The organism is Streptomyces sp. NPDC088746 (assembly GCF_044751065.1).
Taxonomy (GTDB): Bacteria; Actinomycetota; Actinomycetes; order Streptomycetales; family Streptomycetaceae; genus Streptomyces.
Genome location: NZ_JBIVLA010000005.1, coordinates 43,256 through 66,353 on the forward strand (window position 1 = coordinate 43,256; position 23,098 = coordinate 66,353).

At 71.4% G+C, this 23,098-nt stretch carries 21 protein-coding genes; 9 read left to right on the plus strand and 12 right to left on the minus strand.

Translation table 11 applies throughout. From position 1 onward, the window contains the following. Window positions 1–64: 64 nt before the first annotated feature. Both ACIP63_RS22630 and ACIP63_RS22635 read left to right on the plus strand, forming a co-directional pair. A complete protein-coding gene (locus tag ACIP63_RS22630) occupies window positions 65–943 on the plus strand; it encodes an oxygenase MpaB family protein (RefSeq protein ID WP_401518391.1) in 879 nt (292 codons plus the stop codon). Then, window positions 940–2,379, plus strand: coding sequence for an aldehyde dehydrogenase family protein (locus ACIP63_RS22635; protein ID WP_401518393.1), 1,440 nt, complete (start codon window positions 940–942; stop codon window positions 2,377–2,379). Before ACIP63_RS22630 ends, ACIP63_RS22635 begins: the two co-directional genes overlap by 4 nt. 6 nt (window positions 2,380–2,385) lie before the next feature. Here the strand turns inward: ACIP63_RS22635 and ACIP63_RS22640 are convergent, their stop codons facing one another. After that, entirely contained in the window at window positions 2,386–3,018 is a 633-nt protein-coding gene (locus ACIP63_RS22640) for a TetR/AcrR family transcriptional regulator (protein ID WP_401518396.1), read from the minus strand. A 113-nt stretch (window positions 3,019–3,131) separates the two neighbouring features. On the opposite strand from ACIP63_RS22640, the gene ACIP63_RS22645 reads away from it, so the two are divergent. After that, window positions 3,132–4,295 (plus strand): acyl-CoA dehydrogenase family protein, encoded by a 1,164-nt coding sequence (locus ACIP63_RS22645; protein ID WP_401518398.1) that lies wholly within the window; start codon window positions 3,132–3,134, stop codon window positions 4,293–4,295. A 19-nt stretch (window positions 4,296–4,314) separates the two neighbouring features. Here the strand turns inward: ACIP63_RS22645 and ACIP63_RS22650 are convergent, their stop codons facing one another. Both ACIP63_RS22650 and ACIP63_RS22655 read right to left on the minus strand, forming a co-directional pair. Next, on the minus strand, window positions 4,315–4,791 hold the full coding sequence (locus ACIP63_RS22650; protein WP_401518400.1) for a macro domain-containing protein: 477 nt from the start codon (window positions 4,789–4,791) through the stop codon (window positions 4,315–4,317). Between the two features lie 40 nt (window positions 4,792–4,831). Beyond that, on the minus strand, window positions 4,832–6,667 hold the full coding sequence (locus tag ACIP63_RS22655) for an AMP-dependent synthetase/ligase (RefSeq protein WP_401518403.1): 1,836 nt from the start codon (window positions 6,665–6,667) through the stop codon (window positions 4,832–4,834). 527 nt (window positions 6,668–7,194) lie between these two features. Here ACIP63_RS22655 and ACIP63_RS22660 point away from each other — a divergent pair. Continuing rightward, a complete protein-coding gene (locus ACIP63_RS22660) occupies window positions 7,195–7,935 on the plus strand; it encodes a MerR family transcriptional regulator (protein ID WP_362937314.1) in 741 nt (246 codons plus the stop codon). A gap of 21 nt (window positions 7,936–7,956) precedes the next feature. Here the strand turns inward: ACIP63_RS22660 and ACIP63_RS22665 are convergent, their stop codons facing one another. The 5 genes from ACIP63_RS22665 to ACIP63_RS22685 are packed head-to-tail and all read right to left on the minus strand — an operon-like array spanning window position 7,957 to window position 14,746. Next, a complete protein-coding gene (locus tag ACIP63_RS22665) occupies window positions 7,957–10,128 on the minus strand; it encodes a 3-hydroxyacyl-CoA dehydrogenase NAD-binding domain-containing protein (protein ID WP_401518406.1) in 2,172 nt (723 codons plus the stop codon). 36 nt (window positions 10,129–10,164) lie between these two features. After that, window positions 10,165–11,379 carry an acetyl-CoA C-acetyltransferase gene (locus ACIP63_RS22670; RefSeq protein ID WP_356715905.1) on the minus strand — a complete coding sequence of 405 codons (1,215 nt, stop codon included), beginning with the start codon at window positions 11,377–11,379 and terminating at the stop codon, window positions 10,165–10,167. A 37-nt stretch (window positions 11,380–11,416) separates the two neighbouring features. Next, entirely contained in the window at window positions 11,417–12,559 is a 1,143-nt protein-coding gene (locus ACIP63_RS22675; protein WP_401518410.1) for an acyl-CoA dehydrogenase family protein, read from the minus strand. A 1-nt stretch (window position 12,560) separates the two neighbouring features. After that, window positions 12,561–13,595, minus strand: coding sequence for an LLM class F420-dependent oxidoreductase (locus tag ACIP63_RS22680; protein ID WP_401518411.1), 1,035 nt, complete (start codon window positions 13,593–13,595; stop codon window positions 12,561–12,563). Beyond that, complete coding sequence (locus tag ACIP63_RS22685; RefSeq protein ID WP_401518414.1) at window positions 13,595–14,746, minus strand: CaiB/BaiF CoA transferase family protein; 1,152 nt, start codon at window positions 14,744–14,746, stop codon at window positions 13,595–13,597. Before ACIP63_RS22685 ends, ACIP63_RS22680 begins: the two co-directional genes overlap by 1 nt. A gap of 207 nt (window positions 14,747–14,953) precedes the next feature. On the opposite strand from ACIP63_RS22685, the gene ACIP63_RS22690 reads away from it, so the two are divergent. Then, the gene (locus ACIP63_RS22690) at window positions 14,954–16,144 is read left to right on the plus strand and encodes a saccharopine dehydrogenase family protein (protein ID WP_401518416.1); all 1,191 of its coding nucleotides are present in this window, start codon (window positions 14,954–14,956) and stop codon (window positions 16,142–16,144) included. A 22-nt stretch (window positions 16,145–16,166) separates the two neighbouring features. On the opposite strand, the gene mmpA is transcribed toward ACIP63_RS22690, so the two are convergent. Both mmpA and ACIP63_RS22700 read right to left on the minus strand, forming a co-directional pair. Continuing rightward, entirely contained in the window at window positions 16,167–16,313 is a 147-nt protein-coding gene (mmpA, locus tag ACIP63_RS22695; protein WP_014152821.1) for a morphogenic membrane protein MmpA, read from the minus strand. Window positions 16,314–16,397: 84 nt separating this feature from the next. Beyond that, window positions 16,398–17,075: an endonuclease V gene (locus tag ACIP63_RS22700; RefSeq protein WP_401518419.1), complete on the minus strand. Its 678-nt coding sequence runs from the start codon at window positions 17,073–17,075 to the stop codon at window positions 16,398–16,400. Window positions 17,076–17,274: 199 nt separating this feature from the next. Between ACIP63_RS22700 and ACIP63_RS22705 the strand changes: the two genes are divergently transcribed. Then, window positions 17,275–17,574, plus strand: a complete 300-nt coding sequence (locus tag ACIP63_RS22705; RefSeq protein ID WP_401518421.1) for a YciI family protein — start codon at window positions 17,275–17,277, stop codon at window positions 17,572–17,574. A gap of 35 nt (window positions 17,575–17,609) precedes the next feature. Here the strand turns inward: ACIP63_RS22705 and ACIP63_RS22710 are convergent, their stop codons facing one another. After that, entirely contained in the window at window positions 17,610–18,212 is a 603-nt protein-coding gene (locus ACIP63_RS22710; protein ID WP_401518424.1) for a sugar O-acetyltransferase, read from the minus strand. 40 nt (window positions 18,213–18,252) lie between these two features. Beyond that, a complete protein-coding gene (locus tag ACIP63_RS22715; protein WP_401518427.1) occupies window positions 18,253–19,338 on the minus strand; it encodes a WD40/YVTN/BNR-like repeat-containing protein in 1,086 nt (361 codons plus the stop codon). Between the two features lie 183 nt (window positions 19,339–19,521). Between ACIP63_RS22715 and ACIP63_RS22720 the strand changes: the two genes are divergently transcribed. The 3 genes from ACIP63_RS22720 (at window position 19,522) to ACIP63_RS22730 (ending at window position 22,941) form a co-directional block, all read left to right on the plus strand. After that, on the plus strand, window positions 19,522–19,938 hold the full coding sequence (locus ACIP63_RS22720; protein WP_401518429.1) for an SsgA family sporulation/cell division regulator: 417 nt from the start codon (window positions 19,522–19,524) through the stop codon (window positions 19,936–19,938). 224 nt (window positions 19,939–20,162) lie between these two features. Then, window positions 20,163–21,809 carry an ATP-binding cassette domain-containing protein gene (locus tag ACIP63_RS22725; RefSeq protein WP_401518432.1) on the plus strand — a complete coding sequence of 549 codons (1,647 nt, stop codon included), beginning with the start codon at window positions 20,163–20,165 and terminating at the stop codon, window positions 21,807–21,809. 154 nt (window positions 21,810–21,963) lie between these two features. Beyond that, entirely contained in the window at window positions 21,964–22,941 is a 978-nt protein-coding gene (locus tag ACIP63_RS22730) for an acyl-ACP desaturase (RefSeq protein ID WP_401518435.1), read from the plus strand. The last annotated feature ends 157 nt before the right edge of the window (window positions 22,942–23,098 follow it).

Below are 23,098 nucleotides of genomic sequence, written 5' to 3' on the forward strand. Positions count from 1 at the left end.
AGGGCGAGAGGTTCGGCCATATGCCTTGTGCAGCACGTGTGTTGAGCAGAGGAGGGCACACACCATGGGCCGCTACAGCCGATTGCGCGAGATACGCCGGATGGACCCCGCCGCCGACTGCGCCGAGATACTCCGGCTGATGTCCCAGTACGAGTTCCCGTGGGACTACCGGCAGGGCATCAGCGTCGCCTTCCTGCGCGACTACGGGGTTCCGAGGATCTCCGTACTGCTCGACCGCACCCAGGAGTTCGAGCGCAACGGCCAGAAGCGCTACGACGACACCGTCCTGTTCGGGTACGAGATGGCGGCCGAGGGCTTCGACTCGGAGCGCGCCAGGGCCGCCGCCCGGCACCTCAACCGGATCCACGGCAGGTACCGCATCCCGAACGAGGACTACCTCTATGTGCTGGCCACCACGGTGGTCGGCCCCAGACGCTGGATCGACCGGTTCGGGTGGCGGCCCCTGTGCGCGCAGGAGGCGGGGGCGCTGGCGGAGGTGGGGCGGCGGATGGCGGCCATGATGGGCATCGAGGGCGCACCCGGCACCTACGAGGGGTTCGAGGAGCTGCACGACTCCTACGAGGCCCGGATGTTCGCGTACGACCCGGCGAACCGGCGCGTCGCCAACGCCACCTTCCGGGTCATGGCCGCCTGGTACCCCGCCCCGCTGCGCCCTCTGGTGGCCAGGTTCTCGCTGGCGCTGCTGGACGAGCCGTTACTGCGCGCGCTGGGCTTCCCGGCGCAGCCGCGGTGGGTGCGGGCGGCGGCCGTCCGCCTGGTGCACGCCCGCTCGTACGGCGTACGACTGCTGCCCGCGCGGCCCCGGTGGCTGCCCTCCCGCCCCCGGCCACGCAGCTACCCCTTCGGATACCAGCTCGACGACCTCGGACCGCACTGGGCGCAGAGCCGCCCGCTGGAACCACTGCCGATGGAGAAGTCATGACGACCGGAACAGACCGTGCGGTGCACGGCATCGACGACATCCGCGCCGCGGTGGCGCAGGCCAGGAGCGCCGGCCGCGGCTGGGCAGCGCTCGGGGCGCGGGAACGGCGCGCGTCGCTCCTGCGCTGGAAGCGTGAACTGGCCGGACGCGCGGACGAGTTCGCCGAGGTGATCGCTGCGGAGACCGGCAAACCGGCGCATGACGCCCGCTCCGAGGTGCTGCTGACGCTGGTCCATCTGGACTGGGCGGCCCGCAACGCCCGCCGGGTGCTGGGCAGGCGGCGGGTGTCGTCCGGTCTGCTGTCGGTCCATCAGCGGGCACTTCTGGCCTACCGCCCGCTCGGGGTGATCGGCGTGATCGGCCCGTGGAACTACCCGCTCTACACCCCGATGGGCTCGATCGGCTACGCCCTCGCGGCGGGCAACGCCGTGGTGTTCAAGCCGTCCGAACTCACTCCCGGGGTCGGGGTCCTGCTGGCCCGGAGCTTCGGGGAGGCAGTGCCGGACCACGCGGGTCTGCTGCGGACGGTCACCGGGCCGGGGTCCACCGGGGCCGCACTGGCCGGAGCGGAAGGGCCGTCCGGCGTGGACAAGGTCGCCTTCACCGGCTCGCCCGGCACCGCGCGCAAGGTCGCGGCGGCCTGCGCTGCCACGCTCACACCGCTGCTCGCCGAGTGCGGGGGCAAGGACGCGGTGCTGGTCGCGGCGGACGCCGATCTGGACGCGGCGGCCGACGCGATCGTGTGGGGCGCGATGGGCAACGCGGGCCAGACCTGCGCCGGTGTGGAGCGGGTGTACGCGGTGGCCTCGGTGCACGAGGCGCTGTGCGCGCGCATCGTGAGCCGTGCGCGGGCGCTGGTGCCGGGTGACGCCTACGGCCCGCTCACCCTGCCGTCCCAGCTCGGTGTGGTGGAGCGCCATGTGAAACAGGCGCTGGTGGACGGCGGCACCGCCGAACTGGGCGGGCCCGACGCCCTGCGGAACCGCGTGCTCGGGCCGGTGGTCCTGTCGGGTGTCCCGGAGGACTCACCGGCCGTCACGGAGGAGACCTTCGGCCCGGTCGTCGTGGTGAACCCGGTGCGCGACATGGACGAGGCGGTGGAGCGGGCCAACGCGTCGGCGTACTCCCTGGGCGCCGCCGTCTTCACCCGCTCCCGGGCGGCCGGGCTCGCACTGGCCGAACGCCTCGGCTCCGGCGCCGTGTCGGTGAACTCGGTGCTGGGCTTCGCCGCGATCCCGTCCCTGCCGTTCGGCGGCGCGGGCGAGTCGGGGTACGGACGGATCCACGGTGAGGAGGGGCTGCGGGCCTTCGCCGCGCCGCACTCGGTCACCGTACGGCGGTTCGCGCCGGCGGTGGACCTGACGTCGTTCTCGACGCCCCGGGAGAAGGTCGCCCGGGCCGTCGAGCTGGGCAGGAGGCTGCACGCCCGGTTCTGAGGGCGTTCACCCGACGCCGAGCAGCGGCACCAGGTAGCGCCTGGCGAACGTGCCCACCTGCTCGTCGTCGTCCAGCTCGAAGCAGCTCACAGGGTTGAGGAGGAAGGAGACGGTGATCCGCACCATGAGCTCGGCGACCGGTGTCGTGTCCGTCTCCGGCCGCCCTTCCGCGCGCTGGGCGTGGCGGAGCCGGTCGGCCAGATATCCGCGCATCGCGAGGAAGGCGGGCCCGCTCTCCAGCGTGAGGAAGGGGAGCATGATCTCCGGCTCCAGCCGCAGCAGCCCGCCCACCAGCGGGTGTTCACGGATGTGCTTGAGGACGGCGACGAAGCCGGCGACGAGCCGCTCCTCCATGGTGGGCAGTGCGGCCACCGCCTTGTCCACGTCCAGGACGAATCGGCGGTACTCCCGCAGCAGGCAGGCGGAGACCAGGCTGTCCTTGTTGCCGATCCGGCGGTACACGGTGACCCGCGAGACCTTGGCCCGCTTGGCCACGTCGTCGACGGTCGAGCGGCGCAGTCCGAAGGTCATGAACTGCTCGCGTGCGGCGTCCAGGATCTGCTCGCTCAGCGCGTCGGACGGTGGGGTCTCGCCGAGCGCCTCGGCCAGCAGTGTCTCGTTGGTACCCGGTGCCGCCATGAGCCCTCCCCGTACGTCGTGACCACTCAACCATATCGACAACGCGACAAAGTTACCTGGTCCGCTTCTTTGTAACTCTCCCGCTTCTTCGTCACTCCCCTATGGAGGCTTCCATGTCCACCGACCACGCCCTCCCCCGCTGGCTCTCCGCCGAGCAGCGGGCCTTCGTCGGCGCCCTGCGCGACTTCGCCCGGCGCGAGTGCGGTACGCGTGAGCAGCGCGACGCGCTGGCGGCGGAGGCGGGCGGCCCGCACGCGCCGTCCCTCTACGCCCGGCTGGCGGAGCTCGGCTGGCTCGGCGTGTGCCTGCCCGAGGCGTACGGGGGCTCGGGCGGCGGCATGACGGACGCCTGCCTCTTCCTCCGGGAGACGGCACGCGGCCTCGTACCGGCGGGCGGGTTCATCACCTCCGTGATCACGGCGAAGGCGTACGAGCGTTTCGGCAGCGAGGCCCAGTGCAAGGCGGCGATCGGTGGTGCGGTGGACGGCCAGGTGCTGTCCATCGCGATGTCCGAGCCCGAGGCCGGTTCCGACGTGGCGGCGCTGCGGTGCAAGGCCGAACGGACGCCGGACGGGCGCTGGCTGGTCAACGGTCACAAGACCTGGATCTCCAACGCGCATCTGGCCGAGCACATCCTGCTGGTCGCCCGGACCGACGCGAGCGGCGCGAAGCACGAGGGGCTGACCATGTTCCACGTCCCGGCCGGGACGCCCGGGATCGAGATCCGGCCCATCGAGACGATGGGGGGACGCGAGGTCAACGACGTCTTCCTCACCGATGTCTCGCTGCCGGCCGACGCGGTGGTGGGCACGGCCGACCGCGCCTGGACCCAGCTGATGGCCGGCCTCGACGCGGAGCGGCTCTTCCTGGCGGCGAACATGCTGGGCCTGGCGGAGCGGATCCTGGAGGACACCGTCGCGTACGTGCGGGGACGCGAGCAGTTCGGCCGCCCGGTCGGCTCCTTCCAGGCGCTGCGGCACCGGCTGGCCGATCTGGCGACGGAGATCGAGTGTGCCCGGCTGCTGGTCTTCGACGTGGCGGCGGCCTGCGACGCCGAGCCGGAGCGGCTCTTCCCCCGCCAGGCCTCGATGGCGAAGCTCAAGGCCACCGAGACGGCCCGGCACGCGGCTCTGGAGGGCATGCAGATGATGGGTGGCTACGGCTACGCGACGGAGTACGACATGGAGCGGCATCTGCGGGCGGCTGTCGTGTCGACCGTCTACGGCGGCACGAGCGAGATCCAGCGCGACATCATCGGCAAGAGCTACGGCCTGTAGGGCACCACGCGGGCGGCACTCAGCCGAAGTCGTACACCGTCACCTCGATACCGCGGCTCACCAGCCGGTCGGTGAGGAGCGGCTCGACCCGGGACCAGGTGCCGCCCGCCAGCCCGCAGCCGATCCTCGGCATGTGGGCCGACGCGCCCAGCTCGGCAGCCTTGGCGGCCACCTTGTCCAGGCCGGCGTCGATCGCCTCGTAACGCACCGGCACGCCCTTGCTGCCGGTGCGTATCCCCCGCTGCCCGACCAGATTCGCCACCCAGGTGTACGGGCCGGCCTGGACGAACTGCACGGCGCCCAGGCCGAAGTCGTTGCCCGCGCGCTCGCGGTGCCAGCGGCGGTACGCGGCCTCCGGCTCGGGCCAGCGGCGGGAGAGGGCCAGAACGAAGCCCTTCCCCCAGCCGCCCAGGTCGTTGCAGCAGTGCACGATCAGCTTGACGCCCTTGCCCCGGGGGCTGGTGGCGTCGCCCTGTACGTAGGTGATCCCCGACATGCCCTCACCGTACGTCCCCCCACCGACAACCGGCCCCGGGTCAGGCGCCGCTCTCCTCGTAGAGGGCGTCCAGCACCTTGCCGTACTGCTCGCGGACCACGCGGCGGCGCAGCTTCAGCGAGGGGGTCAGCTCGCCGGTGTCGGGGCCCCATTCCCTGGCCAGCAGCCGGTGGCGTTTGACCTGCTCGGTGCGGTTCAGCCGGGCGTTGGCCGCCTGGACGGCGCGGTCCACCTCTTCGCGTACGGCGGGGTGGTCGGCGAGCGCCGCCAAGTCCTCGCCGGCCTCGATGCCCTGGGCCGCGGCCCAGGCGGGTGCCATCTCCGCGTCCAGGACGAGGAGCGCCACCAGGTAGGAGTGCCCGTCGCCGTGGACGAACGCCTGGCCGATCAGCGGGTGTTCCTTGAGGGCGTTCTCCACCAGGGCCGGGGAGACGTTCTTCCCGGTCGAGGTGATGATCATTTCCTTCTTGCGGTCGGTGAGCCACAGGTAGCCGTCGTCGTCGATCCGGCCGATGTCCCCGGTCGGGAACCAACCGTCCGCGTCGAGCGCCCGTTCGACGGTCCCGTCGGCGCGCAGGTACCCGGCGAACACCGTCTCGCCCCGGACCAGGATCTCGCCGTCCTCGGCGATCCTCAGCTCCAGCCCGTCCAGCGGCCTGCCGACCGAGCCGAGGCGGAACCCGGAGGGGCTGTTGGTGGTGAACACGCCGACCGTCTCGGTCAGTCCCCAGGCGTCCATGATCACGATGCCGAAGCCCGCCCAGAAGCGCACCACGTCCAGCGGCATGGGCGCGGAGGCGCTGGCCGTCCACACCAGTCGCTCGAAGCCGGCGAGGGCGAGCACCGGGTCGAGGACCGTCTCCTTGGCGCGGCGGTAGGCGGTCTCCAGCTCCGCGGGCGGCTGTTCGCCCCGCTCGCGGAAGGCCACGTGCTCGCGGGCGGTGTCCCCGGCCGCCTCGATCGCGGCCCGCTGCCCCTCGGGCAGGGTGGCGAGCGCGGCCCTGACGGAGGCGGCGAGCTTCTCCCACACCCGGGGCACACCGAAGAACTGGGCGGGGTGCAGGGCGCGCGCGGTGGCCGCGACGGCCGCGGTGTCGGCGCAGAGATGGACGTGGGACGCCCGGAAGACCGGCAGGTAGATGCCCAGCATCCGCTCGGCGATGTGGGCGAAGGGGAGGTAGCAGATGTGCGCGACGTGGTCCGGGAGTTCCACCACCCGGTCCAGGGCCAGCGCGTTGACGACCACGCTGCGGTGGGTGACGGGCACGGCCTTCGGGTCGCCGGTGGTGCCCGAGGTGTAGACGACCGTGAGGGGGTCGTCGGCCACCGATGCCTGCCAGGCCGCCTCGAACTCCTTGTCGTCGTAGGCCTCTTGCCCGGTCGCGTACAGGGAGGCGTACGTCCGGTCACCGGCACCCTCCGGCTCCACGACGAGCAGCGCCTCCAGGGGGACGGTGCCGTCCGCGAGGAGGGGCTCCCAGCGTGCGCGTTCCCGCGCCCCCTCGACGACCGCCAGCCGGGCACCGCTGTGCCGGGCGATGTGGGCGATCTGCTCCGGGGCGGCGGTGCCGTAGACGGTGACCGGTACCGCGCCGAGGTGCGTGAGGGCCAGGTCGCTGAGCCAGTGTTCGGGGCGGTTGCCCATCATCATCAGCACCTGCTCGCCGCGCCGGACGCCCTGGGCCCCGTACCCGGCGGCAAGCACCGCGGTCTCGCGGCGCACCTCCCGCCAGGTCAGGGTGGTCCATCCGTCGCCGCCCCCCGGGCTCCGCCAGGAGAGGGCGGGCAGGTCCCCGTGGTCCTCGGCGTTACGCGCCAGCAGGGCCGGCAGCGTGAGCCGGTCGGTCTCGGTGGGAACTCGCAGGATCGTGGTCACGGCCGTCTCCTGTTGCCGTCGGCCGGGCGCTGTACGGGCCCGTACCGGAGGGAATGACGCGCTTCGATGGTGCCGGAGACTTTCACACCACCGGTGAGACAGCAATACTGTTGCACCCGATTGGTACAACTCCGCCGGTGCGGACCCCCGTGGGTGTCGACGGACCAGGGCGCCCACCGGAGTTCCGGCGGACGCCCTGGCACGGGTCGGTGAGGGCCTACTCCTCGCAGCTGCCGGCGAAGGTCGCGCGGGTCGCGACATCGGTGGCCGCCGCCGTGGTGTCCGGCCAGGTGACACGTCGGCCGTCACCGAGGGACGGGGCCGGCTGGGCGCCGGAGGAGCAGGAGACGCGGCTGAAGTTGTTCAGGCCGGCGAGGACGTTCAGCGGCCGTGGGCGACGTAGGTGTGCCCGTCGGGTAGCGCGGCTTCGCGACCGGCACTTTCACAACAGTGGTGATACAGCAATACTGTTGCACCTGATCGACCCAGGCCCCGCAGGACGGGCCTGCCCGCGACAAGGAGCAGCCATGGCAACCGGGACCGACGAGCCGACGCTGACCGTCGACGAACTGGCGGCGCGCGCGGGAGTCACCGTGCGCACCGTGCGCTTCTACAGCACCAGAGGTCTGCTGCCCCCTCCGGTGATCGGGCCCCGGCGCGTCGGGCACTACGGGCACGACCACCTTTCCCGGCTGGCCCTCATCGAGGAGCTCCAGCACCAGGGCATGACGCTGGCCGCGATCGAGCGCTATCTCCAGCAGCTGCCGCCCGACCTGAGCGCGCAGGACCTGGCCATCCACCGTGCCCTGGTGGCGTCGTGGGCCCCGGACGCGGCCGAGGACATGGAGCGCGCGGAGCTGGAGCGCCGGGCGGGCCGGCCGCTCAGCGAGCAGGACGTGGACCGGCTGGGGGCCATGGGCGTACTGGAGCGCCCCGGGAAGCCCGAGGCGCCCTTCCAGGTGGATCCCGGTCTGCTGCGGCTCGGCGTGGAGCTCCTGGACGTACCGATCGCCCACGAGACGATCCTGGCGGCACGGACGGTCCTGCTGGAGCACACCCGGTCGGCCGCCCACGAGCTGACGCGGCTGTTCCGCGACGAGGTGTGGAACCCCTACCGGGAGCGGGAGTCGGACCCGGAGCACGTGAAGGCGATGAAGTCGCTCTCGGCCAATATGCAGCCGATGGTGCTCCAGGCCCTGCTGACAGCGTTCCAGCGGTCGCTGAAGGAGGAACTGCGGGCCGCGTTCACCGCGAGCGAGGAGAAGTGAACGCGGCCCGTGGGGCAGCCGTCAGTCGTGGAAGGTCTCGCCCTTCTCAGCCTTCTCCACCAGGTACGCGGACGGCAGGAAGCGGTCCCCGTAGCGCTCGGCAAGCTGCCGGGCGCGCGCCACGAAACCGGGCAGGCCGCCCTCGTAGCCGTTGATGTACTGGAGCACACCACCGGTCCACGCGGGGAAGCCGATGCCCATGATGGAGCCGATGTTGGCGTCGGCGACCGTCATCAGGACGTTCTCCTCCAGGCAGCGGACGCTGTCCAGCGCCTCGGAGAAGAGCATCCGCTCCTTCATGTCCTCGAAGGGGATGTCGGTGCCGGGCTTCGTGAAGTGCTCACGCAGACCCGTCCAGAGCGCGCCCCGCCCGCCGTCCTCGCCGTACTCGTAGAACCCGGCTCCCCCGCTGCGTCCCGGCCGTCCGAACTCGTCGACCATCCGGTCGACGACCTCGTCCGCGGGGTGCGTGGCCCAGGTGCCGCCCGCCTCCTCGACGGCGCGCCGGGTCTCGACGCGGATCTTGCGGGGCAGGGTGAGCGTCAGCTCGTCCATGAGGGAGAGCACCTTGGCCGGGTAGCCGGCCTGCGCCGCGGCCTGCTCCACCGACGCGGGCTCGGCACCCTCGCCGACCATGGCGACGCCCTCGTTGATGAAGTGGCCGATGACGCGTGAGGTGAAGAAGCCGCGCGAGTCGTTGACGACGATCGGCGTCTTCTTGATCCGGCGCACCAGGTCGAACGCGCGTGCCAGGGCCTCGTCGCCGGTCTTCTCGCCCTTGATGATCTCGACGAGCGGCATCTTGTCGACGGGCGAGAAGAAGTGCAGCCCGATGAAGTCCGCCGGGCGGGTGACCCCTTCGGCGAGCGCGGTGATGGGCAGCGTCGAGGTGTTGGAGCAGAGCAGAGCGTCAGGATCGACGATGTCCTGGATCTCCTGGAACACCTTGTGCTTGAGCGCGGTGTCCTCGAAGACCGCCTCGATCACGGCGTCGCAGCCCGCGAGGTCGGCCGGGTCCCCGGTCGGGGTGATGCGGGCCAGGAGTTCGTCCCGCTTCGCCTCGGTCGTGCGGCCCCGGGAGAGCGCCTTGGCGAGGAGCTTCTCGCTGTACGCCTTGCCCTTGGCCGCCGCCTCGGCGGTCACGTCCTTGAGGACGACCTCGATGCCCGCGCGGGCGCAGGAGTAGGCGATGCCCGCGCCCATCATCCCGGCGCCGAGGACGGCCACCTTGCGGACCTGGCGCTCCTCGACGCCGGCCGGGCGGCTGGCGCCGGAGTTGACGGCCTGGAGGTCGAAGAAGAACGCCTGGATCATGTTCTTGGCGACCTGGCCGGTGACCAGCTCGGTGAAGTAGCGGGCCTCGATGGTCTGCGCGGTCTCGAAGTCGACCTGCGACCCCTCGACCGCCGCGGCCATGATGTTGCGGGGCGCGGGCATGGGCGCGCCCGCCAGCTGCTTCTTCAGGTTCGCCGGGAAGGCGGGCAGGTTGGCCGCGAACTTCGGGTTGGACGGGGTGCCGCCGGGGATCCGGTAACCCTTGACGTCCCACGGCTGCTGCGACTCCGGATGGGCGTCGATGAAGGCGCGGGCCTTGTCGAGCATCTCCTCACGGGTGGCGGCGACCTCGTGCACGAGGCCGTTCTCCAGCGCCTGCCGGGGGGTGTACTGGGTGCCCTGGAGGAGGACCTTCAGCAGCGCGTCGGTGATGCCCATCAGCCGTACGGTGCGGGTCACACCGCCGCCGGCGGGCAACAGGCCGAGGGTGACCTCGGGCAGGCCGATACGGGAGCCGGGGGCGTCCAGCGCGATGCGGTGGTGGGCGGCGAGCGCGATCTCGTAACCACCGCCGAGCGCGGCGCCGTTGACGGCGGCGACGACCGGCTTGCCGAGGGTCTCGATGCGGCGCAGGGAGTTCTTGATCGCGGTACCCGCGTCGAACGCCGCCTGGGCGTTCTCGGGACCGATCCTGATCATGTCCTTGAGGTCGCCGCCCGCGAAGAAGGTCTTCTTGGCGGAGGTGTAGATGATGCCCCGGATGGAGTCCTTCTCGGCCTCGGCGCGCTCGGCGACGGCCGCGATGGACTCCTTGAAGCCCTGGTTCATGGTGTTGGCGGACTGGTTCGGGTCGTCGAGTACGAGGGTGACGACGCCGGTCTCGTCCTGTTCCCAGCGGATGGTCGTGCTCTCGGTCATTGCTGTTTTCTCCGTAAGCAGAGGGGCCGGGGACGGTCAGAGACGCTCGATGACGGTGGCGATGCCCATGCCGCCGCCGACGCAGAGGGTGGCGAGGCCGTAGCGCTTGTCCTGCCGCTCCAGTTCGTCGATGAGCGTGCCGAGGATCATCGCGCCGGTCGCGCCGAGCGGGTGGCCGAGCGCGATGGCACCGCCGTTGACGTTGACCTTGTCGAGGCTCAGACCCATGTCCTTGGCGAAGCGCAGGACGACACCCGCGAAGGCCTCGTTGATCTCGACGAGGTCGATGTCGTCGATGGTGAGCCCGGCCTTGGCCAGTGCCTTGCGGGTGGCGGGGGCGGGCCCGGTGAGCATGATGGTCGGCTCGGAGCCGGACACGGCGGCGGAGACGATCCGGGCTCGCGGGGTGAGGCCGTAGCGCTCGCCGGTCTCCTTCGAGCCGATCGCGACGAGGGCGGCGCCGTCCACGATCCCGGAGGAGTTGCCCGCGTGGTGGACGTGGTCGATCTTCTCGACCCAGTGGTACTTCTGGAGGGCCACCGCGTCGAAGCCGCCCATCTCACCGATCGTCGCGAACGACGGCTTGAGCGAGGCGAGGGAGTCGGCGGTGGTGCCGGGGCGCATGTGCTCGTCGTGGTCGAGGACGAGCAGGCCGTTGCGGTCCCTGACCGGGACGACGGAGCGGGCGAAGCGCTCCTCCTTCCAGGCGATCGCGGCGCGCTCCTGGGACAGGGCGGCGTACTCGTCGACGTCGCGCCGCGAGAAGCCCTCGATGGTGGCGATGAGGTCGGCCCCGATGCCCTGCGGGGCGAAGCCGGTCTCGAAGCTGGTCATCGGGTCCATGGCCCAGGCACCGCCGTCGGAGCCCATGGGCACCCGGGACATCGATTCGACGCCACCGGCCAGGACGAGGTCCTCCCAGCCCGAACGCACCTTGGCGGCGGCCAGGTTGACGGCCTCCAGACCGGAGGCACAGAAGCGGTTCTCCTGTACGCCGGCGACGGAGTCCGGGAGTCCCGCGGCGATCGCGGCGATCCGGGCGATGTCGGAGCCCTGGTCCCCGAGCGGGCTGACGACGCCGAGGACGATGTCGTCGATGGCCGCCGGGTCGAGGCCTGGGAAACGGTCACGGATCTCGTGGATGAGGCCGACGACGAGGTCGATCGGCTTGGTGCCGTGCAGGGCGCCGTTGGCCTTGCCGCGGCCGCGCGGGGTGCGGATCGCGTCGTAGACGAATGCTTCGGTACTCAAGGCAGCTGCCTTTCGGGGTCGGTGCGGGGCGGGGAGGTCAGGAGAGCAGCGAGCGGCCGATGATCTCCTTCATGATCTCGGTCGTGCCGCCGTAGATGGTCTGGATGCGGCCGTCGGTGAAGGCCTTGGCGACCCGGTACTCCGTCATGTAGCCGTAGCCGCCGTGGAGTTGGAGGCAGCGGTCGGCGACGCGCTTCTGGAGCTCGGTGGCCCACCACTTGGCCATCGAGGCGTGGACGGCGTCGAGCGTCCCCTCGGAGTGGTCGACGATGCACCGGTCGAGGAAGGCCCGGGTGACGGCGCACTCGGTGGCCATCTCGGCGATCTCGAAGCGGATGTGCTGGAGCTTGGAGAGCGGACGCCCGAAGGCCTCGCGCTCCTTGACGTACTCGGTGGTGATCTCCAGGAGGTGTTCGGCGGCGGCGATCCCGGCGACCGCTATGCCCATGCGCTCCTGGGCCAGGTTGGTCATGAGATGGATGAACGCGCCGTCGAGCTCGCCGAGGAGGTTCTCCTTGGGGACGCGTACGTCGTTGAAGAACAGCTCGGCGGTGTCCTGGGACTTCTGGCCGATCTTGTCGAGGTTGCGGCCCCGCTCGAAGCCTTCGGCGCCGCGCTCGACGACGAGCAGGGACAGGCCCTTCGCGCCGCCCTCCGGTGAGGTCTTCGCGACGACGATCACCAGGTCGGCGAGGATGCCGTTGGAGATGAAGGTCTTCGAGCCGTTGAGGAGCCAGTGGTCGCCCTTGTCCTCGGCGCTCGTGCGGATGCCCTGGAGGTCGGAGCCCGCGCCGGGTTCCGTCATGGCGATGGCGGTGACGGTCTCGCCGCTGCAGAAGCCGGGCAGCCAGCGCCGCTTCTGCTCCTCGGTGGCGAGGCCGGTGAGGTAGGGGCCGATGATGTCGTTGTGCAGGCCGAGCGCCAGCCCGGAGACCCCGGCCCGGGTGAACTCCTCCGCGAGGACGGCGCTGTAGCGGAAGTCGGTGGTGCCACCGCCGCCGTACTCCTCGGGGACGGCGAGCCCCAGCAGTCCCTGGCGGCCGGCCGCGAGCCAGGCCTCGCGGGAGACGATGCCGTCCTTCTCCCACTGCTCGTAGTGCGGGAGGACCTCCTTGGCGAGGAAGGTGCGGACGGTCTCGCGGAACGCGTCGTGCTCTTCGGTGAAGATCTGCCGCTGCACTTCAAGCCCCCTGGAGCCAGTTCTTGACGGTGGAGATCAGCCGCGCCGGCTCGGGACCGACGGGGGTGACGTTGAGCATGGTGACGCCGGCCTCGCGGAAGGCCTCGATGCGGTCGCGTACGTACCCCTCGGGGCCGCAGAGCGTCATGAGCTCGCAGAACTCGTCCGGGACGGCGGCCTCGGCCTCCCTCTTCTTCCCGGAGAGGTAGAGCTCCTGGACGGTGGCGGCCTCCTTCTCGTAGCCGTAGGCGACGGCGAGGTCGTTGTAGAAGTTCTTGCCGGGCGCGCCCATGCCGCCGACGTAGAGAGCGATCTGCGGACGGGCGAGATCGCGGAGGGCGGCGGCGTCGTCGCCGATGGCCAGCAGGCCGCCCGCGACGGTCTGCAGCGGGCCGAGCGACGGGTCGCGCTTCGCCGTGCCCTCGGCCAGGGCCGTGCCCCAGACCTGCTGGGCCTTCTCCGGGATGTAGAGGGTGGGCAGCCAGCCGTCGGCGATCTCGGCGGTCAGCCGGACGTTGGCCGGACCCAGCGAGGCGACGTAGAGCGGGATGGTGTCGCGCACCGGCCGGGTGAGGATCTTCAGCGGCTTGCCGAGCTTGCCGCCCTTCTCCTTCGGCAGGGGCATGTCGGTGATGCCGTGGTGGTCGATGACCTCGCGGCGCCAGATCCGGCGGCAGAGCTCCACGGTCTCGCGGGTCCGGCCGAGGGGTTTGTCGTACGGCTTGCCGTGCCAGCCCTCCACGACCTGCGGGCCCGAGGCGCCGAGGCCGAGCAGGGCGCGGCCGCCGGACACGGCGTCGAGCCCGGCGCCGGTCTGGGCGATGAGGGCGGGGGTGCGGGAGTAGACGTTGAGGATCGCCGCGCCGATCTTCAGGCGGTCGGTGCGGGCGGCGAGGTATCCCATGAGGGTGGGCGAGTCGAAACCGTACGCCTCGGCGACCCAGACGGCGTCGAGTCCGGCGGACTCGAGTTCCGCGACCTCGTCGCAGGCGGTGCGCGGGTCGCCCGCGTAGCTCAGCGGCAGGGAGAGTTCCATCAGCCGGTCGTTTCCTTTCCGGTGGTCATCAGGCCCGGCAGGTCCCAGTCCTCGGCGACGGCCTCGGTGTCCGCTCCGGGCAGGGCGGGTGCGCTGCGCACGGAGACGGGCGTCGCGGAGAAGCGCGGCGCGGGGGCGGGCTGGGTGAGTCCGCTGTGCTCCACGTAGGTGGAGCGGGCGGCGAGGTGGGGGTGACGGGGTGCCTCACGGAGCGAGAGGACGGGAGCCACACAGGCGTCCGTCCCCTCGAAGATCTCGGTCCACTCGGCGCGCGTGCGGGTGCTGAACCGGTCGGCGACCAGGGCGCGCAGCTCCTCCCAGCGTCCGAGGTCGTTGCGGTCGGGGGCCTCGTCCCCGAGTCCGAGGAGCCCGGCGAACTCCTCGTAGAAGCGGGGCTCCAGGGCCCCGACCGCCATGTGGCCGCCGTCGGAGGTCTCGTAGGAGCCGTAGAAGGGGCAGCCGCCGTCGAGCAGGTTGGAGCCGCGCCGGTCCTGCCAGCTGCCGGCCGCCAGCATGCCGTGGATCATCGTGGCGAGATGGGCCGCGCCGTCGACGATGGCCGCGTCGACGACCTGTCCGGTCCCGCCTGGCGTACGGGCGTGCTGGAGGGCGGCGAGCACGCCGACGACGAGGTAGAGCGAGCCGCCCGCGTAGTCGCCGACCAGGTTGGCGGGGACCGTGGGGGGCTCGCCGGATCTGCCGATCATGGACAGGGTCCCGGTGAGGGCGATGTAGCCGATGTCGTGTCCTGCCCGCTCGGCCAGCGGCCCGTCCTGGCCCCAGCCGGTCATCCGCCCGTAGACGAGCCGCGGATTGCGTTCCAGGCAGGCGTCCGGGCCCACCCCGAGACGTTCGGCGACGCCGGGGCGGTAGCCCTCGATCAGGACGTCGGCGCGCTCGACGAGGTCGAGGACCTGCCCGGATCCGCCCTCGGCCTTCAGATCGACGAGGACCGATCGCTTGTTGCGGTTGGTGAGGTCGAAGGCGGGTTCGATGCCGATGACCGAACCTCCCGGCCGGTCGACGCGCACCACGTCGGCGCCGAGGTCGGCGAGGAGCATCGCGGCGAAGGGCCCCGGGCCGATGCCCGCCAGCTCGACGACGCGCACCCCGGTGAGTGGGCCCTGCGGCCCGCGTCCTGTCGTTGCCATCAAGCCCCCAGCGGTGTGACACAACTGATGTAACATCGATGATGCTAAGAACGGACCGCACTCCGCACAACCCTTTTGGCCGAGCAAGCGCTTAGTTCCTTCTCCCGGATCCTCTCGCACCGAGGCCCTCCCCCGGCGGCACGGCACAGCGAACGCCTCCGCTACCCTCTGCCTGCTACATCGGCGCCGGCGCAGGCGGAGGCACTCATGAACAGGCAGAGCGGGGCAGAACGCCCTTATGACGTCGTCCTTTTCGGGGCCACCGGCTTCGTCGGGGCGCTCACGGCCGAATATCTCGCGGCGCACGCGCCGGAGGGCTGCCGCTGGGCCCTGGCGGGCCGCAGCCGCGGCAAGCTGGAACAGCTGCGCGAGCGCCTCGCCGGACGGCACCCGCGCTGCGCGGACCTGCCGCTGCTGACGGCCGACGCGGACGACGCCGACGCCCTGCGCGAACTCGCCGGGTCCACGCACGTCGTGGCGTCCACGGTCGGACCGTACGTCTGGTACGGCGAGAAGCTGGTCGCCGCCTGCGCGGAAGCCGGGACCGACTACACCGACCTCACCGGAGAGGCCGAGTTCGTCGACCGCGTGTACCTGGAGCACGACGCCGGCGCCCGCGAGACGGGGGCGCGCCTGGTGCACGCCTGCGGCTTCGACTCCGTACCGCACGACCTCGGTGCCTACTTCACGGTCCAGCAGCTTCCCGAGGGAGTGCCGCTCACCGTCGACGGCTATGTCCGCACCAACGCGGTCTTCTCCGGCGGTACGTTCGCCTCGGCGCTCACCGCGATGGGCCGCGGCCCGCAGATGGCGCGGGCGGCGCGGGAACGGCGCCTGCACGAGCCGCGCCTGGTCGGCCGCAGGGCCCGGGCCCCGCAGGGAGCACCGCACTTCAGCCCGGAGACCGGCACCTGGGCGCTGCCGCTGCCGACCCTGGACCCCCGGGTGGTGGAGCGGTCCGCGCGAGGGCTGGAGCGCTACGGCCCCGACTTCCGTTACCGGCACTTCGCCTCGGTGAAGCACCTGCCGGTGGCGATCGGCGGCACGGCGGCGACGGTCCTGCTGGCGGGGGCCGCCCAGATCCCCGCCGCGCGCGACTGGCTGTCCGCCCGGGTCGAACCGGGCACCGGTCCCGGCGAACAGCGCAGGAAGCGCAGCTGGTTCACCGTCCGCTTCATCGGGGAGGGCGGCGGCCGGCGGGTCTTCACGGAGGTGTCGGGCGGCGACCCGGGCTACGACGAGACGGCGAAGATGCTGGCCGAAGCGGCTCTGGCGCTCGCCTTCGACGACCTGCCGGCGACGTCGGGTCAGGTCACGACGGCCGTGGCGATGGGCGACGCGCTGCTGGAGCGGCTGACGGCCGCGGGGCTGCGCTTCCGGGTCGCGGCGGTGCGCTGAGCGCCGGCGCCGCGCGCGCGGGTCAGAGCATCCAGGACGCCAGTGTGACGACCATGGACACGGTCCAGCCGGCGCCCGCGAGGACGCCCAGGGTCATGCCCACGGCGACGCCGCGCTGGGAGAGACGTACGGTTCCGGTGCTCATCTGAGGTGCGTGGTGGTCGATCATGCGTACCAGCCTGCCCCTGATGTTCGACAAACAACATCCGTATTTGTACTCAGTCGGCAACAGATCTCCGGGCGGGGGCCCCGATCAGCCGATCGCTTCCTTCAGGGCGGCCCGGCAGAGGGCGTCCGCCCTGCGCGTGGTCTCCGGCTGACGGAAGTCGCGCGCCAGCGCGAGCGTATGGGCGCAGGCGTTGTCCAGGCCGGTGCGGTGACCGACGGAGACGAAGACGGGTTTCGTGTCGTCCTGCGTGCGCAGGGCCCGGCCCACCTCCTCGTCCCCGTCCAGGAGCGGGGTGAAGTCACCGCGCCGGGGGCCGGGTTGTGCGTAGCGGAAGGTGAAGGGGTTCTTCGCCACGCCGATGACCGGCAGGCCGGTGAGCACTCCGAGGTGGCTGGCGAGCCCGAACCTGCGCGGGTGCGCCCGCCCGTAGCCGTCGCAGACGACGAGCCCCGGGTCCACCGGCAGCCCCTCCAGCGCCGCCAGGACCGCCGGTATCTCCCGGAAGGCGAGGAGGCCGGGGACGTACGGGAACGTCACGGTGCCGTTCGCGGTGGAACGGGCGATGACCTCCAGGGTCGCCGCGTCCAGGACGACGGCGGCCGCGACGACGAGGTCGCGCTCGTCGTCGTACGCGACGTCGACACCGGTGACCCGCCCGGTGCCGGGCGGCGGGCCCGGCTCGTCCAGCACCACCTGCGCCCGCAACGCGTCCTGGACGGAGCGGGCTTCGGCCTCGTCGGCGGGCATCCGGAAAGTCGTCATGGCCGGTCAGTCTAAGGGCTGTCCCGTAATCCCTGGTGGATCAGCGCACGGCGTCAGATGCGGTGCATCGCAAGGCGGAGGTGCTTTCGCATACTGGATGTATTCGGGCGTTCCGACAACGCAGCGAGGTGCCGTAGCTGTCGTCGTGCGCCCGCCAGGGATTACGGGACAGCCCTTAGGCACCGGTAGCCTGGCGATCATGTTCGTACTCGAGTTGACCTACACCGCACCGGTCGAGCGCGTCGACGCCCTCATGACGGAGCACGTGGCCTGGCTGGACGCGCGGTACGCGGCCGGGGTGTTCATCGCCTCGGGGCGCAAGAACCCCCGCGACGGCGGTGTGATCCTGGCGGTGGGCGAGGACCGTGCGGAGATCGAGAGGCTCGCGGCTTCCGATCCCTTCGCGGAGCACGGGGTGTGCGCCTACCGGATCACGGAGTTCCTCGCGACGAAGACCGCCGACGCGCTGGCACCGTACCGGCAGCAACTGCCCGGCTAGGCCGCCTCCCGTGTCCGCCGGGCGGACGACACCCACTATCGCCCGGCTGCGCGCGTGCTGAGGTCCTCCTCCGTGATGGGGCGGACCACCCGGCAAGGCGTGCCGAGCGCGACGGTCATCGCGGGAATGCTGCGGCTGACGACACTGCCGGCACCGATGACGGACCCGTATCCGATGCGGACGCCGGGCAGGACCACCACGTTGCTGCCGATCCACACCTTGTCCTCGATCACGATCGGTTCGCAGAACCGCCCGAAGTCGGCACGTCGTGAGGGGTGCACCGGGTGTCCCGTCGTCGTCAGGGTCACACCCGGAGCGATCATGACGTCGTCGCCTATGCGGATGTCCACGTCGTCGACGCACGTCAGGTTGACGTTCCCGAAGAAGTCGTCGCCGATATGGACGTTGCTGCCGAACGCGGCGTTGAACGGCGGCAGCAGCACCGTACGTTCACCGACCGAGCCCAATATCTCGACAAGCAGCGACCGGCGCCTCTCCGACCGGCCCGGAGGTGTCAGGTTGTACTCGAAGATCTGCTCCGTGCGGCGCCGAGGGGCCAGGAAGGCCGCTTCCGACTCGGTGTAGACGAGCCCCTTGGCGATCCGGGCCAGAACGTCGTCCTCATGAGCATCCGCCACAACGAATCGTCCTTTCATCAGATTTTCCGGGGGGGCGGCTCTAACGCAGCCGCGCGACCCGGCCCTTCTCGCCCGCGGCCCAGCAGCCGCCGTCCGGGGCGCAGTCGACCGTGTCGTACGAACCGGTGTCCACGGTCAGCCAGGTGCGCCCGCCGTCCCGGGTGACGTCGGTGCCCGTCGGCCCCACGGCGAGCGCCGAGCCCCGGCTGTGGGGCAGCCAGGCGACGCCCGAACGGTAGGCGGGCGGCGGGGTGGCCGCGCTCCGCCAGCTCCGGCCGCCGTCCCCGGTGAAGGACGCGGCGTCCGGCGACGCCTCCTCGGCGCGGTAGTCGCCGCCGACCGCGATGCCGTGCGTCCGGTCCCGGAAGGCGAGGCCGAACACGCCTCGCGCGGGGTCACCCGCCGGGATCCGCGCCCCGGCGTCCGTCCAGGTCAGGCCGCGGTCGGCGGAGTGCAGCACCCGGGCGGCCGCCGCGCCGCCGGTGGCGAGCCAGACGTCCTCGCGGCCCGAGCTCACGAGGCACTGGCCGCTCGCCGCGAATCCGGCCTCGCCGGGCTGCGCCGCGGGCATCCCGGCATCGGGCAGCACCCGCCAGTTGCGCCCGCCGTCCGAGGTCGACAGGATGCGGAGCTTCCCGTCCACCGGGTCGCTCATCGCGAGACCGTGCCGGCTGTCGAAGAAGGTCAGACAGTCGTAGAAGGCGCGGGCGTCGGTGTTACGGAAGGACTCGGTCCAGGTCGCGCCCCCGTCCTCGGTACGGAAGACGCGGGACGCCTCGCCCTCGCCGATGGCCAGGGCCACCGCACGCCGCCGGTCGAAGGCCTCGACGTCCCGGAACTCCAGTCCGGCGGCGCCGTCCGGCGAGACGTCGCGCCAGTGGCGTCCACCGTCCGTCGTGCGCAGCACCGTGCCCCCGGAGCCCGCGACCCAGGCGGCGTCGCGGCCCACAGCGGCGAGACCGCGGAAGCGCGCGTCCGTGCCCGTCGCGGTGAGCGTCCATTCCGGCTTCCGGTGCTCGTGCCCGGCCGGAGTGGCGTGCGCCGAAGGTGCGGCCAGTGCGGCGGTCACCGCCGCCCCGCACAGGAGCGGTGCGATCAGCCGTCTCGTCTTCCCCATGGCCCTCATGGCGCTGGAAGCTAACCCACTGGTGGACGCGCGTCCAGGGTGCACCGCCCCGAACGGGGCAGTTGATCTGAGGGAGACCGGGCGGTGACGCAGCTCACGCCGCCCCCCGGTGCACGGATTCAGGCGTTCCGTCGTCTACTCCAATGCCGGGAACCGTTCGTCCGAGGCGAGAGGGAGCAGGTCTTGTCCAGCGTTATCGAGCAGTCCGTGCAGGCCCGTATGGTCGCGTCCGCGCCGCGTATGGAGACTCTGCCCGCCACACTGCACTACGACCGCAAGGACCCTTTCGCCGTCCGCATGGCGTTCCCGGCCCCCGCGACCCTCGAAGGCACCGAGGTGTCCTGGGAGTTCTCGCGTGAGCTGCTCGCCACCGGCATGGACGCGCCGGCGGGCCTCGGTGACGTCCGGGTCCGGCCGTTCGGTTACGACCGTACGGTGCTGGAGTTCCACGCGGTGGAGGGCATCGCCATGGTCCATGTCCGGACGTCCGAGCTGCGGCGCTTCCTGAAGCGGGCCCAGGAGCTGGTCCCCGTGGGGGACGAGTACCGCTTCATGGACCTGGACGGCGATCTGAGCGATCTCCTGGGCGGGCCGGCCTGAGACGACGGCCCGCCCTGGTGAAGCGCCTCCGGAATTCGGTTGCGTGGCCACGGGCCGGCTCGTAGCGTCGTCGATGTCCCTGTTGTCGTCGGATCGGAGAAGGACGTTGCTCCACATCTGAGGTGTCCGCGTTCCGCGCCGCGTGCCCTGCCGCACGCGTGCCCTGCGTGACCCCAGTGTCCGAGCCGTTCTCCGTGTTTCCTCGACGCAGCCGGGAGGCCCTTGTGCCTGCATCCACCACGCATATTCACTGCACCTCACTCTCGTTCGCCTGGCCCGACGGGAGTGAGGTCTTCGATGACTTCCACCTGGCCGTGGGCCCCGGCCGGACCGGACTGATCGGTCTCAACGGCTGTGGCAAATCCACTCTGTTGCGGCTGATCGCCGGTGAACTCACGCCGGCGGCCGGACACATCGGCACGGCCGGCGACATCGGCTACCTCCCGCAGGGCCTCGCCCTGGACGTCGCTCTGCGGGTGGACGAGGTCCTGGGTGTCGCCACCACGCGGGCGGCACTCCACGCCATCGAGGCGGGAGACGCCCGCGAGGAGCACTTCGCCGCCGTCGGGGACGACTGGGACGTCGAGGAGCGCGCCCGGGCGGTGCTCGACCAGCTGGGTCTGACCGCCATCGGTCTCGACCGGACCGTCGGCGAGCTGTCCGGCGGCGAGTGCGTACTGCTGCGCCTGGCCGCCCTGCTGCTGGCACGACCGTCCGTCCTGTTGCTGGACGAGCCGACCAACAACCTCGATCTGTACGCCCGTGGGCAGCTGTACGACGCGGTGGACGCCTGGACCGGGGTGCTGGTCGTGGTCAGTCACGACCGGGAGCTGCTGGAACGGGTGGACCGTATCGCGGATCTCCGCGACGGCGCGGTCACCTGGTACGGCGGCAGCCTGTCGGCGTACGAGCAGGCGCTGGCCGTGGAGCAGGAGGCGGCCGAGCGGATGGTGCGGGTCGCGGAGGCCGACGTACGGCGGCAGAAGCGCGAACTCGCCGATGCCCACGTCAAGCTGTCCCGGCGCAAGCGGTACGGGCAGAAGATGTGGGACTCCAAGCGCGAGCCGAAGGCGGTGATGGGCCAGCGCAAGCAGACCGCCCAGGAGTCGGCCGGCAAACACCGCATCATGCACACCGAACGGCTGGCGGACGCGGAGGAGCGCCTCGACGAGGCGGTCGAGGCGGTACGGGACGACGAGGCGATCCGGATCGAGCTGCCGCACACCAAGGTGCATCCGGGCACCGACGTACTGCTGCTCCGCGACCTCGAACTCGCCTACGGGGCGCGGGTACCGGGCGAGTGGGAGCTCCGCGGTCCGGAGCGGATCGCGCTGGTCGGCCGCAACGGGGCGGGGAAGACGACGCTGCTGCGCACGGTCGCGGGCGAGCTGGACCCGGTGTCGGGCGAGGCGGCCGCCCAGGTCCCGACGGGCTTCCTGCCGCAGCGTCTCGACGTCCTCGACGACGACCTGTCCCTGGTGGACAACGTGGCGCGCTTCGCCCCCGGCACCACGGACAACGGCATCCGCGCGAGGCTGGCACACTTCCTCTTCAAGGGCGGGCGCGCGGACCGCCCCGCCGGGACGCTCTCGGGCGGCGAACGTCTCCGGGCGACGCTCGCGGCGCTGCTGCTGGCCGACCCGGCGCCCCGGCTGCTGATGCTGGACGAGCCGACGAACAGCCTGGACCTGTCCGGCGTGCACCGCCTGACGTCGGCGCTGGCCGCGTACGAGGGAGCGCTGATCGTGGCGAGCCACGACGTGCCGTTCCTGAAGTCACTGGGCATCACCCGGTGGCTGCTTCTGGACGAGGACGGGCTGCGGGACACCACCCCCGGGCAGCTGCCGGGAATCGCGGGCGACGGCGCCTGACTTGTCCCCTCAAAGGCACCCATGACCTGCATGGATAACAGTGTGTGAGCGCGTACCGCGAGGACCGGGCTTGGCCGCGGCCTTACTGCCGCCTTAACCTACGGTCACGTAACCTACGTAGCCGTAAGTAATTCTCCCGTCCCCAGGAGCCCCCGTGACGATCACCTCTCCCCACACAGGCAGTTCGAAGGCGTGGACCGACGCCCAGCTGCTGTACGCGCTGGAAGAGGTGGTGGAGAAGGAACTCAACCGCCATCTCAAGGTCGCCAAGGACTGGATGCCCCACGAGTACGTGCCGTTCTCCGACGGCCGTAACTTCCCCGGCCTCTTCGAGGACGGGGAGGCGTGGGAGACCGGCCAGTCCAAGGTCACCGACATCGGGCGTATCGCCCTCGTCGTGAACCTGCTGACCGAGGACAACCTCCCCAGCTACCACCACGAGATCGCCTCCCTCTTCGGCCGCGACGGCGCCTGGGGCACCTGGGTGCACCGCTGGACCGCGGAGGAGGGCAGGCACGGCATCGTGATGCGCGACTACCTGCTCACCTCGCGCGCCGTGGACCCGGACAAGCTGGAGCAGTTCCGCATGGCGCACATGGCGGAGGGCTTCGAGTCCGACAACCGCCACTCCATGCTGCACTCGGTCGCGTACGTGGCCTTCCAGGAGCTCGCGACCCGCGTCTCGCACCGCAACACCGGCCACCAGTCGGGCGACCCCGTCTGCGACCGGATGCTGGCGCGGATCGCGACCGACGAGAACCTGCACATGGTCTTCTACCGCAACCTGCTGGGCGCGGCCTTCGAACTCGCCCCGGACCTCACGATGCAGTCCGTGCGCGACGTCGTCGTCAACTTCCGGATGCCCGGACACGGTATGCCCGGCTTCGAGCGGGCCGCCGCGCAGATGGCGATCGGCGAGATCTACAACATGCGGATCCACCACGACGACGTGATCCAGCCCGTCCTGCGCTACCTGAAGGTCCTCGACATCGACGGCCTCGGCCCGGAGGGTCTCAAGGCGCAGGAGGAGCTCGGGCTGTACATGAACGGCCTGGACAGCGAAGCGGCGAAGTTCGACGAGAAGCTGGCGATCCGCAAGGCCCGCATGGCCGCCCGGGCCGCACAGGGCTGATCCGCTCGGTACGTCCGCCCGGCCGGGCTCGGGATCCGCTCCCCGGGTCCGCCGGACAGCGGCGGGGGCCGCGGGTCGCCGGGGCCGCCCCGGTGGGGTAAACCCCGCCCCCCCGGCCCGGCGGACGGTCGCCCCCGCGTTTAGGGACGGGAGCTGT